General features: G+C 49.2%; 10 protein-coding genes. 3 read left to right on the forward strand and 7 right to left on the reverse strand.

Annotation, left to right across the window (positions count from 1 at the left end):
• Positions 1-1,399: 1,399 nt before the first annotated feature.
• Complete coding sequence (locus tag FJQ58_RS11995) at positions 1,400-2,779, forward strand: Glu/Leu/Phe/Val family dehydrogenase (RefSeq protein WP_139993645.1); 1,380 nt, start codon at positions 1,400-1,402, stop codon at positions 2,777-2,779.
• A gap of 212 nt (positions 2,780-2,991) precedes the next feature.
• On the opposite strand, the gene FJQ58_RS12000 is transcribed toward FJQ58_RS11995, so the two are convergent.
• Positions 2,992-4,326 carry a VWA domain-containing protein gene (locus tag FJQ58_RS12000; protein WP_139993647.1) on the reverse strand — a complete coding sequence of 445 codons (1,335 nt, stop codon included), beginning with the start codon at positions 4,324-4,326 and terminating at the stop codon, positions 2,992-2,994.
• Between the two features lie 153 nt (positions 4,327-4,479).
• Between FJQ58_RS12000 and FJQ58_RS12005 the strand changes: the two genes are divergently transcribed.
• Complete coding sequence (locus FJQ58_RS12005) at positions 4,480-4,782, forward strand: hypothetical protein (protein WP_139993649.1); 303 nt, start codon at positions 4,480-4,482, stop codon at positions 4,780-4,782.
• Between the two features lie 56 nt (positions 4,783-4,838).
• Here the strand turns inward: FJQ58_RS12005 and FJQ58_RS12010 are convergent, their stop codons facing one another.
• The 3 genes from FJQ58_RS12010 to FJQ58_RS12020 form a co-directional block, all read right to left on the reverse strand.
• On the reverse strand, positions 4,839-5,801 hold the full coding sequence (locus FJQ58_RS12010; RefSeq protein ID WP_139993651.1) for an aldolase catalytic domain-containing protein: 963 nt from the start codon (positions 5,799-5,801) through the stop codon (positions 4,839-4,841).
• A 346-nt stretch (positions 5,802-6,147) separates the two neighbouring features.
• A complete protein-coding gene (locus FJQ58_RS12015) occupies positions 6,148-6,894 on the reverse strand; it encodes a GTP cyclohydrolase II (protein ID WP_139993653.1) in 747 nt (248 codons plus the stop codon).
• Between the two features lie 31 nt (positions 6,895-6,925).
• Positions 6,926-7,690, reverse strand: coding sequence for a DODA-type extradiol aromatic ring-opening family dioxygenase (locus FJQ58_RS12020; protein ID WP_139993654.1), 765 nt, complete (start codon positions 7,688-7,690; stop codon positions 6,926-6,928).
• Between the two features lie 146 nt (positions 7,691-7,836).
• Here FJQ58_RS12020 and FJQ58_RS12025 point away from each other — a divergent pair, with 146 nt between their 5' ends.
• Positions 7,837-8,160: a winged helix-turn-helix transcriptional regulator gene (locus tag FJQ58_RS12025; RefSeq protein ID WP_139993656.1), complete on the forward strand. Its 324-nt coding sequence runs from the start codon at positions 7,837-7,839 to the stop codon at positions 8,158-8,160.
• Positions 8,161-8,241: 81 nt separating this feature from the next.
• Here FJQ58_RS12025 and FJQ58_RS12030 read toward each other — a convergent pair whose 3' ends face one another.
• The 3 genes from FJQ58_RS12030 to kdpB are packed head-to-tail and all read right to left on the reverse strand — an operon-like array spanning position 8,242 to position 13,249.
• Positions 8,242-10,566, reverse strand: a complete 2,325-nt coding sequence (locus FJQ58_RS12030; RefSeq protein WP_139993657.1) for a histidine kinase — start codon at positions 10,564-10,566, stop codon at positions 8,242-8,244.
• A gap of 4 nt (positions 10,567-10,570) precedes the next feature.
• On the reverse strand, positions 10,571-11,179 hold the full coding sequence (gene kdpC, locus FJQ58_RS12035) for a potassium-transporting ATPase subunit KdpC (protein WP_139993665.1): 609 nt from the start codon (positions 11,177-11,179) through the stop codon (positions 10,571-10,573).
• A 30-nt stretch (positions 11,180-11,209) separates the two neighbouring features.
• The gene (gene kdpB, locus FJQ58_RS12040; RefSeq protein ID WP_420799831.1) at positions 11,210-13,249 is read right to left on the reverse strand and encodes a potassium-transporting ATPase subunit KdpB; all 2,040 of its coding nucleotides are present in this window, start codon (positions 13,247-13,249) and stop codon (positions 11,210-11,212) included.
• Positions 13,250-13,261: the final 12 nt, after the last annotated feature.

Consider the following 13,261-nt stretch of genomic DNA (forward strand, 5'->3'; position numbering starts at 1 on the left):
AAGGGGTATGTTTCTTGCGTGGTTGGTCTTGTTATATGAATTAGATGGAATTTCTCCCGCTAAAATCGTCTACTGCACTCGATAGATGAAGTAGAAGGAATTTGTCCCGTTAATTAAGCTATTATTCTTCATTTTCGGCTATTCCCTTGGAATTAACAGGATAATTTCCTGCTAAACGTAAAGAAAATCTAATATGAGACAACTTAAAGGGAGAAATTCCAGTTAAACCAAATAAAAAGACGTCATATGCTGCTATATGAGTCGCTTTGGATCGATATCCTTTAATATGCTGCTATATGAGCCACGTTGGATCGATATCCTTTAATATGCTGCTATATGAGCCACGTTGGATCGATATCCTTTAATATGCTGCAAGATGAGCCACGTTGGATCAATATCCTCTAATATGCTGCAAGATGAGCCACGTTGGATCAATATCCTCTAATATGCTGCAAGATGAGCCACGTTGGATCAATATCCTCTAATATGCTGCAAGATGAGCCACGTTGGATCAATATCCTCTAATATGCTGCAAGATGAGCCACGTTGGATCAATATCCTCTAATATGCTGCAAGATGAGCCACGTTGGATCAATATCCTCTAATATGCTGCAAGATGAGCCACGTTGGATCAATATCCTCTAATATGCTGCAAGATGAGCCACGTTGGATCAATATCCTCTAATATGCTGCAAGATGAGCCACGTTGGATCAATATCCTCTAATATGCTGCAAGATGAGCCACGTTGGATCAATATCCTCTAATATGCTGCAAGATGAGCCACGTTGGATCAATATCCTCTAATATGCTGCAAGATGAGCCACGTTGGATCAATATCCTCTAATATGCTGCAAGATGAGCCACGTTGGATCAATATCCTCTAATATGCTGCAAGATGAGCCACGTTGGATCAATATCCTCTAATATGCTGCAAGATGAGCCACGTTGGATCAATATCCTCTAATATGCTGCAAGATGAGCCACGTTGGATCAATATCCTCTAATATGCTGCAAGATGAGCCACGTTGGATCAATATCCTCTAATATGCTGCAAGATGAGCCACGTTGGATCAATATCCTCTAATATGCTGCAAGAGGAATCGGAATATGGAGAAATTAGTTTGTAACAAGCAGCCGAGTCTACTTATCTGCATTGCTGATGGTCGAGCAAGGCTACGCCACCCTAAAGTTATCTGTTTGTTTATTTTGGTTTAACCACTCCAATATGTTACAGTTAGATTTCATACGTAAACCAGTGCTGCCCCTGATCCATTGCTGCTGCAGCTGATCTTGCTGTTATCCCTGCACTTGCAGCACTTGCCGCACAGCATCCAAACAGGGACAACGCTTTTGCGTAGAAATCATCTCATTCATGAAATCAGAGGAGGTCGTTTAGTTATGGCAAGCCAAACAGGAGCCATCGTACAGCAATCCTTAAACGCACTAATGGGAGACAAAGCATTTTTGCCGAATTTGCAGGAAAAAGCACGCGAGCAAGCCTTTCTTTCGCTTGCTGCGATTCTATCTACACCGAACAAAGTACATAAAGCCTTTTTGCGTATTACCGTTGATAACGGCGACGTCGTGCGTATTCCGGCTTACCGCATTCAGCATAACGATACACTCGGACCTTACAAAGGCGGCATTCGCTTCCACGAATCCGTCAGTGAGGATGAAGTAACGAATCTTGCGGCGCTCATGACGCTAAAAAACGCGCTGCATGAAGTCCCCTTCGGCGGCGGCAAAGGCGGAGTTGTGATCAATCCGCGCAATTACTCAGCGAAAGAGCTTTACCTCATCTGCAAAAAATACGTGCAATATTTCAGCGATGTGCTGGGTCCTGACAAGGATATCCCAGCTCCAGACATGGGGACTGGCGAGCGTGAGATGGACTGGATGATGGCCGAATACAAGAGCATCCATCCCGGACAACCTTATCTTGGCAGCTTCACTGGAAAAAGCGTCATTAACGGCGGTTCGCTTGGCCGCAGGGAAGCGACGGGAAAGGGCGTCTACTTCACTTTCCGCTACATGCTGCATGATTTCCTGAAAGCGCAAAGCAGCTGGCTGGCCGGCAGCTCCAATCCATTCGTTCAAACCGCGCTCGCACATGCGGACAAGCCGTTGTCGATTGCCGTGCAAGGCTTTGGAAACGTCGGATCGGTTGCTGCGCTGGAGGCCTATAAATGCTCTTATTTGCACAATAAAGTCGTCGCAGTGAGTGACCGAAACGTCACGTTGTACAACCCCGATGGCCTTTCGATCCCAGCGTTGCTGGAATATGCCTCGCAGCATCAAGGAGACCTTCCGTTTGATGAAGCCGCCCTTGCTGCCCTAGATTTAAAAGCACAAATTCTAGCGCGTGAAGACGTCCTCTATCTGGATGTCGATGTGCTTATCCTCGCTGCGCTCGAAGAACAAGTCCATAAAGATAATGTTGAACTTGTCAAAGCCCGCATTATCGTAGAAGGAGCGAATGCCCCTGTCACAGGCGAGGCCGATGAAGCCTTGACCGCAAGAGGGACCATCATCATTCCAGATATACTGGCCAATGCAGGCGGCGTTATCGTTTCCTATTTCGAATGGCTGCAAGGAAGGGAAACGCAATTTTTCAGCGAAGATCAGGTTTATCAAATGCTTTACGAAAAAATGCAAAAAACGCTAAACGGCATTTTGCCGGCGTTCTTCGGAGATCCGTTCCCGCTCCGTCAAAACTGCTATAACCATGCCGTCATGAAGCTGTCTACTGTGCTCTACCGCCAGGGCAAGCTCTATTAACCTCGCTGAGTTATCATAAGGATTTGCTTCTCACGCTTGATCGGTAATCAAAACAGATTTGCTTCTCACGTTTGCACAACGGTCGATACCACACTACGATTTATCTAGGCAATAAAAAAGGCAATCCCTCAAGCAGCTACCGCTGCGAGGGATTGCCTTTTTTCTGCGCTTCCTGCACTAACCCTTTTTAATCCGTTAACTTTATGCTGGTTCTAGTCCTGCACGTAACGATTAATGACCTCTACGAGCAAATCATTCAGAAGCTTAACCTCAAATTCACCTACCGCAGGCTCCAAGTGATCGCTGCCGATCCCGCTGTCGTCGGTCAAAAATAAATACGTGCCTCCAGTTGCGGAAGCCATGAATCTCATCAAATATTCCGTATCGATACTCACGCCGCTTGAGGCTAAAGGTATGATGCGAATGCCTTGCGCGGCCGCTTCCTTCGTCAGCTTCTTCATTTCGTCAATAACCTGCGCATCATCATGCGGAGGCGCATCCAGTACAAGGAATAGCAAACGGGCGCGTGCCTCCTTGCTCCAATCATGCTCATATAGCGCGTCCTGCAGCGCTTGATCCACAGCCTCAGGATAGTCCCCGCCCCCCTCGGCCTTCTGCTTGCTGAACTGGTCAATCACCTTGTTCATATCCGTCGTAAAAGGATACGGCCTCACGATATACTCATCATGCTTGTCACGGTAAAAGTTTGCGCTAACGCGCATGCCAAGCTGATTCCCATGCTCATCGGACACGCGCCTGACGACATCCTTCAGCTCTGCCTCCAAGTAATTCAGCTCATCCTCCATCGAGCCGGTCGTATCCACCACAAACATGAGATCGACCTGATCGGACAGCTTGGCACTTTTCCCCAGATCAACCTTCACGCTGCCCTGCTGCGGAATTTGCAACGGCTGCGTCGTTTTGCTTTCTTGCCCGGATTGCACCTTAACCGTGAAATTCCCTCTATTCGCCGTATCCTGATCAAATAGGCCTGCATAAACAAAAGCTCTGCCTTCCGTATTCGTTCGTGCCGTCCATATGGTCTGATTGCTTGCCAACAACTCAACGCTTGCGTCCGAAACCGATTTTCCATTCGCGGTCACGATGACCTCCAGCCTGTTGAAATTCCAAAACTCCCACAATTGCTTGCTGCTGTCTGCTTCTTGCGAATTCAGCAAATTGCCAAACCGCTCCCATGAGGCAGGGTCATCCCATTCCCCGGCCGTCAGCTGGCCCGCCTGCACATTCTTATTTGAATTTGGATATCCCCGTTTGCCGCCTTCTTTGATTCTCGTTGGCTCTTCAGAAATAGATAGCGCGCGGTTCTCGCTGCCAGACCTATCCTCTCCTTTTTTCGGCGACGATTCCCCGACCTCTCCCCTGGCTGACGAGTTCGTTCCCTCCACTCGACCAACGTTATCGCTTGCTCTGTCCGACCCTGACGAGCATGCCCCTAGAATAAGCAGCATAACCAGCGATACTCCAAAAAGCATGCTAAAGCCTTTTCTCTGTTTGTTCAGCTTTAACGGTACATAACCTGCTTTCATTCTTTCTACCCCCTAGCTTTGTATTTCCTAATCTGACGAATATTGGGTATGGAATGTTGCATAAACGGGCTATTCCCATTACAATCGTTTACAGACATGCGGCAAGTCCCACTGCCGGCTTCATCAAGTATTGTACTCAGGAGGACCTCACCCATGGAAACATTTGAATTAATCGCATTCGAAATGACCTATCAGCACCATACCGTTCAGCTTTCCTTTACCTCGGCGGAGCTTGTACGCGTTACTGAATACGGTGACCGTTTGTGGTATGTAGATATTAACGGCGTGGCAGACCGCGAGCTATTAGCATGGTTTGGGCGCAGCGAGGATATTGGGGTTGAGCTTACGGCAGTTGCCAAAAGCGGCCAAACGTTTCGTGGAAAAGGTTATTTCCATCCGAACGAGCCGCATCAAGCGGCTGCCGTGCGCGGCGACGGCGAGCTGTCAGAGCAATAACTTAAACAAAAAAGCGCCGACCATTCCGGAAAGGATAGGTCGGCGCTTCTTGCTATTTATTTGCTGTGGGAAATCTCAGGCGTAGTTAGGCGGTCGTAGAACTCGACGCCCTTGTCTTTATCCTTGGAATCGCGAAGCGCCATTGCGGAGCGCGGATGCTCATCCAGAATGCCTGTGATCATGTAAGGAATGATGTAGCCCCATTCTTCCTTCTCGCGAAGTGGAATCATGAACTTCTCGATCATATCGAGTACGGGACGAATATTGTACTTCGTATTTTTGAGCTCGGCTACAAGCAGCTCGGTGTTGCAGTTACCTGCTGCGCGGCCCATGCCGTAAACGGAAGCATCCAGAAGCTCAACGCCTTGTTCCGCTGCAAGCAGCGTGTTCGCGAAAGCAAGCTGCAGGTTGTTGTGCGCATGTACGCCAAGACGCTTGTTCGGAAGATGCTTCTTGAATTTTTCTACCAGGTAGCTCATGTCGTTTGGTTTCAGGCTTCCGTAGGAATCCACCACGTAAACAACATCAACGACGCTATCATTGATGAGCTCGAAGGCTTCGATCAGCTGGTTTTCCATCACGTTCGATAGAGCCATAATGTTCAAAGTCGTCTCGTAACCGCGCTCATGGAATACATTAACGAGCTCAAGCGCTTTATCTACGTCTTGGATATAGCAGGCTACGCGAATGAGATCCAGCAAGCTTTCGCTGCGCGGCAAAATATCATTCTCATCGACGCGGCCGATATCAACGAGTGCGGACAGCTTCGTGTTGCCTTTGTTCGGAATTACTTTTTTCAGGAAATCATCGTTCAGAAAACGCCAAGGGCCTGCGCTTTCAGCACCTTTTAGCAGCTTTGGAGAGTTTTTGTAGCCGATTTCCATATAATCGACGCCGGCTTCGTTCAAGCTTTGGTACAAATGCTGAACGAACTCGACACTAAAATCCCAGTTATTCACGAGTCCGCCATCACGGATCGTGCAGTCAACAATTTTACAATGGCTCGTTTTTGATTGCATGCGTTGATACTCCTTTAATGTGAACATGAGTTCATTTTTTCTCATCATACTTGAAATAGAAGAGGAACGCAAAATAATTTTGTCGTTTTATGGCTATTTTAAAAGCATTTTCACATTTTCAGACAGGTCTTAGCGGAACGGAACATCTCCCCATAATTTCGTATTTCCCTCGTCGTGGAATGCTTCTATTATAACCATTCTTTTGCAGCAATTATCCATCCGCTCCTTCCAACTGCCTACGGTTCCATGAAGGGTTAGACGACTGGCAGGCGCTAAATGTTTTCGCAAAAAAACTGTACCTAGTCGCCTACGGCTGCCCAAGTACAGTTCTCACTTCTTTTGCTGTTTATTTCACAAGCGTATGGGGCTCTTGTCCAAAATGGCCCGAACGATTCATCTTCGTTTGAATATATTTCTCGTTATAGACGGAAGTGTTGCCCCATAACGGAACTCTGCCCGCAACGTTGAGGCCTGATTTGCGAAGCGCCTCTACCTTGCGCGGATTATTGGTAATAATCGAGACCGGCAATGTGCGAAGCAGCTTAAGGACGGCAATCGCCTCACTGTAATCGCGCGCATCGTCGGCAAAACCAAGCTCCGTGTTCGCATCGACTGTATCATGGCCTTCCTCTTGCAGCAAATAAGCAATCGCCTTGCTGAACAGACCAATTCCGCGTCCTTCATGGTTTGCCAGATAAAACAAAGCGCCTGAGCCATGCTCGGTAATGATGCGCATAGATTGCTTCAATTGAAAGCCGCAATCGCATCGCGCGCTCCCGAAGATATCCCCCGTGTGGCATATGCTATGCATGCGGATAAGCGCATCCTCATTATTTTCGAAATCGCCGTATACGAGTACGCTTGATTGCTGAAGATCCGCATAAGAGAATCGGTTGAGATCCTCGACCAGCTGTTCGGGAGATAATTCCGCGCCTGCCTCTTTGCGGAGCCAGCTGTACCAATGAAATGTTTTCGTTTCCCCATCGAGTTCAACCGGAAGCTTGACCGGTCCGATCACGTAAATATCGTCATTTCCGCTTTGCGTTCGTTTTAACTTATCTTTAATGATAGCTGCTATATTCGGTTTAATCATGCTTGCTCACCTTCTCTGAATAAGTATAAGATTAAAATTGCATGGATAAATAACTCAATGTGCCAAACTCATAGCTACGATAAACGACCTGTGGCGCTGCCTCGGGATCTCCGCTGCCAAGCGCTATATATAATGGAACAAAATGCTCTGCGCGGGGTACTGCCATTTTAGCATGCGGAGCAAGCCCTTCATACTCGAATAAGGAATTTAAATCGTGCTCGCTCATTTTCTCAATCAGCCATTCGTCAAATTCTACGGCCCAGCTCTCCGCTTCCTTCTGTCCCCATTTGACCGCTCGCAAATTGTGAACGGTAACGCCGCTGCCTATCAGCAGTATATTTTGAGCACCTAAGCTGCGCAGCGCCTCGCCGATGGCGTATTGCTCATGCATGGGACGGTAAGGATTAACCGAAACCTGAACGACTGGAACATCCGCTTTCGGGAACATATGTTTCAGCATCGTCCATGAGCCATGGTCCAGTCCGCGTTCAGCATCATAAGCAACGGGAATTCCTTTGTCTTGGAGCAATTGTCCGACATGATCAGCGACCTGGATGGAGCCTTTAGCCGGATATTTGATTTGATAGAGCTCATCGGGAAAACCGTAGAAATCATATATCGTTTCATATTCATCATCCATAGATGAGATGGTAACGGTCTCTGTCTCCCAATGCGCCGTAAAAATAACGATCGCATCCGGCTTCAGGCTTTCACCGGTATGTTTAAGAAATTCGCTATATTCATTTTGCTCGACTGCGAGCATCGGTGATCCATGCGCCAGAAATAAGGATTTCATTGTGCGTCCCTCCACATTCACTTACTATTCGTAACTAATTATAATTTTATAACTAAGGATAGTCAAGTAATTAACATTATTCAGGTGTGCTTGTATAAATAAGATATTAAGGTTATACTGAATGCAAGTAAAAAGAGGTGATACGCATGGATCAATCTAATTTATGTCCACGGTTTCAAAAAGGTATGGACATTATTAGCAGACGTTGGAACGGACTTATCATATTCCAGCTTTTGTCCGGCCCGCAGCGTTTTTGCGCCGTTCAATCCGCCCTTCCGATCAGCGGCCGACTGCTGTCGGAACGATTCAAGGATTTAGAGAATGAAGGCATCGTCGATAGACAGGTATATCCCGAGATCCCTGTTCGCATAGAATATTCATTAACGGAGAAGGGCCGCGCGTTAGAGCCGATTATCCGTGAAATTCAAATTTGGTCGCAGGACTGGATTGAACCGGTGGTCAAAGCTTAAATCCGAACGTTTAGCACAAAAGGAATATCCCGCAAGCGGAGAATGAGAAGCCGCTTCGTGATATTCCTTTTTTTCATTCCCTTAAGCGTGCGAAGTTGTATTTCGATTGGCTACAACAAGCACATCCAGGTGGCGTGCGGTTTGAAGAAGCTCCTTTACGATATTGCCACGCCGCATAAGCTGTCGCCAGCCGCTCTGGCTTGACTGCCCAATGATAAGCTGCGTCGCCTGTGCAAGGTTGGCCGCTGTCAGCAGTGTCCCCGCGATATGAGCTCTGCTCTCTGCCTTTGACATTTCAAATATACCGCCAAGCCTCTCAGTCAGCCTCGTCAGCGCTTCTTGCTTTGCTTTCGCATCATTCGTTAAGGCTTCGCCTTGCACATGATGGACATGCCACTGCGCTTTAAGGCGATAGGCGATACGGAAGCCGCGGCGGATCAGCCGCTCTGCATCCCCGCGGGTATCAACACCGACGAAAATGACTTCCTTTCTGTGGAGCGGACCGCGCAGCGTCTGATTCCGGTCCCATGATTCCAGCCGCTCATCAACGTCATCCGCAAGCTCCCGCAGGGCAAGCTCGCGGAGCGCAATAAGATTGCCGGTTGTGAAAAAAGCGCCCAGCGCTTGCTCCACTTTATCGCGTGCATAAATCTTCCCATCTCTCATACGCTGCTGAAGCATTTGCGGCGTGACATCAATCAGCTCTACCTGATCAGCTAAACGAATGATCGCATCCGGTACCGTTTCCTTAACTCGAACCCCCGTAACCTGCGCGACAGCATCATTTAAGCTTTCGATATGCTGCACATTCATCGTCGATATGACCGCTATGCCATGTTCAAGCAAATGAATAACGTCCTCATAGCGTTTTTTTCTGATGCTGCCCGGCACATTCGTATGAGCCAGCTCATCAACCAGCACGACCTCAGGATTACGGCGAATGATCGCTTCGGTATCCATTTCCTCCAGCACCGTTCCGCGGTAGTGGACCGCCTGCAGCTCAGCCTTGGGGAGCTCCCCGATCTGCTTCTTTGTTTCCTCCCGGCCATGCGTCTCCACAATGCCAATGATGACGTCTATGCCCTTCTGGAGAAGCAAGTTCGCTTCAGAGAGCATACGGTACGTTTTCCCAACGCCCGGAGCTGCCCCGATATACAAGTTAAAATGTCCTCTCCGGATGGTCTCGGCTTGCTGTTCGCGCTCCTGCAGGCTGAATCTCCGAAACAAGGCTGTTTGGGTGTCACGTCTATGCTTGACTGGCAAAACCCGCTCTCCTTCAAGCTCTGCGCGATCTGCCATCAGAAATAAATCAATCTGATTCAGCTTGCGAAGCACGCTGTCGACAATCGATCCCTGCCATAGCTGCTGCCAGCTGGTCTGCTTCGAATGCCCCATAACGATTCGCGTAACCTGCTGCTGCTCCGCATAACCAACAAGTGCAGCCGGCAGATCACGGCGGTGCGCAAGCGGCAGCTCCTGAAACACTCCGCCTACCTTATTAGTGAGCTTTCGGATAGCGGCTTTGAAGGCCTGCTCCTCTCTGGACAGCTTCTTGGCAGGGTCGATGAAGGAAACAACCACGACATCTCCATTTAGCCTTCTCGCAATCTGCTGCCCCCTTCTTACATACAAAGAGCTGTTCCAATGGTATTGGGCCGTGACCAGAATTCGCTCAGAAGTACCGGATGGTCCAGTCAGCCCCAGTTCCCCACGATGCTTCTCCAGCGATTCGTTCACGCCCTCAGCCACCAGACGCAGAGACAGCTCTCTGAGGACAGCTAGATTCCCGCGCAAGGGTATAGCCCGCGAGGAATGTACACCAAGCACTCCCTCTTCAAACCGTTTGAGCAGAGTTTCCGGCGACACGTCGATAAGAATAACCTCATCAGCCAGCTCTAGCGTATGAGCCGGTACCGTGCAGTCTGGCCGGATACCGGTCCATTTCCAAGCGATCTCATCCACACCCGCCAGCTCGTATACATTAATGGTCGTGATTACGCTGATTCCTATGCCAATAAGGTACTGTACCTCCTCAAGCCTCGTGCGAAATTTGGCATCTCTGCGATTAAGATGCGCAAGACCATCGATGAGCATAACTTCCGCATTGCGCTGGGTGATAGCTTCAAGATCCAGATCCGTCTGCTCCATGCAGCCTTCTCTCTGTCCGATACATGGGATTTGCTCCAATGGCTCCGCAAGCTGAAGGGTTTCCTCATTCTGTGGATGACTTAGCCCGTTTAAGACAACATCAATGCCAGCCTGCTTGAGCTGCATGCCCTCCCGCAGCAAGCGGTAGGTTTTTCCTGATCCGCTCACCGCGCCAACGAAAATTTTCAGGCGCCCTTGGTGCAGCTTTGCCATTGACAGCAGCAATTCCTCTGGCGTTTTCCTCTTCAAAGGAGCCATTCCTCTACTCTCCAAGCAAAGCGGACAACGCGAGATTCAGCTTGAGCACATTCACTCTCTCGTCGCCAAACAGCCCTAAATCTCGGCCTTCAATATGCTTGATCACCAGCGCTTCGAGCTGAGCTGCCGGTTCACCGGTAAGCTTGCTTATTCTCGCGATTTGGACCATTGCCGACTGCGGAGTAATATGCGGATCAAGCCCAGAGCCAGAGTTCGTGACTAGTGCTAGCGGCAATTGACTGACCGGCACATCCGGATTTTGCAACTTCCACGCCTCAATCGCAGCCCTTGTGCGTTCAGTTAAGTCCGGATTGGACGGCCCATAGTTGTTGGAACCTGAGCCTGCTGCATTATTTTCAATGCTGGATACCCGCCCTTGAAACCACTTGGGATCCGTGAAATTTTGGCCAATCAGCTCAGAGCCGACAATCTGCCCCGAGCGGTCTTTCACCAGACTTCCGTTCGCTTGCTCAGGGAAGAGCAGCTGCGCGGCTCCCGTACTAACTAGTGGATAAATAATTCCACACAAAACCATAAATAGCAGGCTAATGCGCAGCGGAATCCAGATGGATGACACTTCAAAACCTCGGCGACCTTCCGTTTGTTCATTCATTGTTCAGGCCTTCTTTCTTATATAATAGAATTAAATCCATACCTGCACGGCAAAATCAATCAGCTTAATGCCTACGAACGGAACGAGGACACCGCCTAATCCATAGATCAGCACATTTCGGCTAAGCAGCTTTGCCCCGCTCATCGGCTTGTACGCAACCCCTTTGACCGCAAGCGGGATAAGCAGCGGAATAATGAGGGCATTGAAGATTAACGCGGACAAAATAGCCGATAGCGGCGAGCCCAGATTCATTATATTGAGCACCCCCATCTCCGGAATGGCCAACATAAACATAGCCGGAATAATCGCAAAATATTTGGCAACGTCGTTTGCGATGCTGAAGGTCGTAAGCGCGCCTCTTGTCATGAGCAGCTGCTTGCCGATCGCGATAACTTCAATCATTTTCGACGGGTCCGAGTCCAGGTCCACCATATTGGCTGCTTCCTTGGCTGCAATCGTGCCGCTGTTCATCGCAAGGCCAACATCCGCTTGCGCCAGAGCCGGCGCATCGTTCGTGCCATCCCCCGTCATCGCTACCATTTTCCCTTCGGCCTGCTCGCGGCGAATGACTGCGATCTTATCCTCCGGCTTGCTCTCGGCAATGAAATCATCGACACCCGCTTCCCGGGCGATCGTGGCTGCCGTCAGTGGATTATCCCCCGTACACATAATCGTTTTGATCCCCATTTCCCGCAGCTGCTCGAAGCGTTCCCTCATTCCCGGCTTCACGGTATCCTTCAAATAAATGACGCCATACAGCTCCTTGTCGACTGCTACTGCCAGCGGCGTTCCTCCTAAGGTAGAAACCGTGTTAGCTATTTGCTCGAGGTCAGCTGGGATTGTTCCTCCCTGCGAAATGACCCATTTGCGAACGGCGTCGACGGCGCCCTTCCGAACGCAGCGGCCATCGGCCAGATCGATGCCGCTCATCCTCGTTTCGGCTTTGAACGCGATGAATTCGCCGTCTTCAGCAACTGCTTCTTGAAAGCCCATCTCCCGCATCTTCATCCATTCCAGCACCGATCTTCCTTCAGGCGTCTCATCCTTCAATGAGCTTATGGCCGCCCATTCGGCAAGCGTCTGGATGCTGCTGCTTGATACGGGAATGAGCTCGCTAGCCATCCTGTTGCCGAACGTAATCGTTCCTGTTTTATCTAAAATCATCGTATTGATGTCGCCTGCTGCCTCCACTGCCTTGCCTGACATCGCGAGCACGTTAAACTGGGTCACTCGGTCCATCCCCGCGATACCGATCGCTGATAACAAACCGCCGATTGTTGTTGGAATAAGGCATACCAGTAATGCGATAAGCACAGGGATTTCTAATGAAATACCCAGATAGTTCGCGATAGGCTTCAAAGTTACGACTACGATAAGAAAAATAATCGTCAAGCTGATCAACAACGTATTCAGCGCAATCTCATTAGGCGTCTTCTGGCGCTTTGCCCCCTCAACTAACGAAATCATACGGTCAATAAACGATTGGCCCGGTTCACTTGTCATCCGTACCTTGATCTGATCACTGACGACTCTTGTTCCGCCCGTGACGGAGCTGAAATCGCCGCCAGCTTCTTTTATAACCGGCGCGGATTCTCCCGTTATTGCCGATTCATCCACGGAAGCCAGCCCGTCAATGACCTCTCCATCGCCCGGGATCATTTCGCCTTGGGAGACGATAACGACATCGCCTTTACGCAGTTCCGTTGACGATACAATGGCAACGGACTCGCCGATCAGTTTGTTTGCGCTCATGTCCTGCTTTGATTTTTTGAGTGAACTGGCCTGCGCTTTTCCTCTGCCCTCCGCGATAGCTTCTGCAAAATTGGCAAACAGCAGCGTAAACAACAGGATTAGAAAAACAGCAATATTAAATCCGAGCCGTTCCTGCGACTGAAAATAAGCTGGAAACACCACCATGAGCAGCACGATCACCGCCCCCGCTTCGACAACGAACATTACCGGATTTTTGATCATGACTGCGGGATTCAACTTCATAAAGCTCTCACGCAAAGCTTGCTTAACGGCATCCGCCGACAACATCGTCTTCTTCTTATCTGCTTTCATTATCATTCACCTCATCCA

This window comes from Paenibacillus paridis, from assembly GCF_006345825.1.
GTDB classification, from domain to species: Bacteria; Bacillota; Bacilli; order Paenibacillales; family Paenibacillaceae; genus Pristimantibacillus; species Pristimantibacillus paridis.

What these genes read in the sequence shown, in the direction of transcription:
- FJQ58_RS11995 (WP_139993645.1), top strand. Translation starts at nt 1,400, where the DNA reads ATGGCAAGCCAAACAGGAGCCATCGTACAGCAATCCTTAAACGCACTA.
- FJQ58_RS12000 (WP_139993647.1), bottom strand. Translation starts at nt 4,326, where the DNA reads ATGAAAGCAGGTTATGTACCGTTAAAGCTGAACAAACAGAGAAAAGGC.
- FJQ58_RS12005 (WP_139993649.1), top strand. Translation starts at nt 4,480, where the DNA reads ATGGAAACATTTGAATTAATCGCATTCGAAATGACCTATCAGCACCAT.
- FJQ58_RS12010 (WP_139993651.1), bottom strand. Translation starts at nt 5,801, where the DNA reads ATGCAATCAAAAACGAGCCATTGTAAAATTGTTGACTGCACGATCCGT.
- FJQ58_RS12015 (WP_139993653.1), bottom strand. Translation starts at nt 6,894, where the DNA reads ATGATTAAACCGAATATAGCAGCTATCATTAAAGATAAGTTAAAACGA.
- FJQ58_RS12020 (WP_139993654.1), bottom strand. Translation starts at nt 7,690, where the DNA reads ATGAAATCCTTATTTCTGGCGCATGGATCACCGATGCTCGCAGTCGAG.
- FJQ58_RS12025 (WP_139993656.1), top strand. Translation starts at nt 7,837, where the DNA reads ATGGATCAATCTAATTTATGTCCACGGTTTCAAAAAGGTATGGACATT.
- FJQ58_RS12030 (WP_139993657.1), bottom strand. Translation starts at nt 10,566, where the DNA reads ATGGCTCCTTTGAAGAGGAAAACGCCAGAGGAATTGCTGCTGTCAATG.
- kdpC (WP_139993665.1), bottom strand. Translation starts at nt 11,179, where the DNA reads ATGAATGAACAAACGGAAGGTCGCCGAGGTTTTGAAGTGTCATCCATC.
- kdpB (WP_420799831.1), bottom strand. Translation starts at nt 13,249, where the DNA reads ATGATAATGAAAGCAGATAAGAAGAAGACGATGTTGTCGGCGGATGCC.